The 449-nt window shown below is 53.5% G+C and carries 1 pseudogene; it reads left to right on the top strand.

The window, feature by feature from the left end:
• Positions 1-140, top strand: a pseudogene (locus EN804_RS38420) (lysine decarboxylase); the annotation flags it as partial.
• Positions 141-449: the final 309 nt, after the last annotated feature.

The raw sequence follows: 449 nt of genomic DNA, 5'->3' as shown, positions 1-449 counted from the left end.
AAAAGTTCTGGCGACCCGTCGTCAATTTCGAGTTCCTGGCGGATTTCGGCACCATCGCTCCCGAGGATATGAATCTCCTGCACTTTGCCGAAACGGCGGACGATGCCTGGAAGATCATCTCCGACTACTACGAACACTGAAGATGCACGGCGCGGCGAAGTATTATTAGGGCTTAATTAGCAATCATATTCTAACTTCGCCCTGTCGCGCTGCAGCGCACTGTTCCATGCGGACGGGCCTCCATGACGGAGATTGTCATCCGTTGACGTCAGCTCCTTCGGGTTGACGATTTCCATTGGGGCCTAAATGTTCAATCTCAAAGTGAAGTCGCTTGCGACCAAGCTGATCCTCGTAACCGGCTGTGCCATCACCACGGTTCTCGTTGCATCCAATTCTTTCCTCATCTCCCAGACCAGTGAGCGCGTACACGCGTTGACCATGGATCAGGC

Origin of the sequence: Mesorhizobium sp. M8A.F.Ca.ET.161.01.1.1, from assembly GCF_004792105.1 — a bacterium.
Lineage (GTDB): Bacteria > Pseudomonadota > Alphaproteobacteria > Rhizobiales > Rhizobiaceae > Mesorhizobium.
The sequence above is the reverse complement of the archived record's forward strand: the minus strand, read 5'-3'. Positions and strand labels throughout refer to the sequence as shown.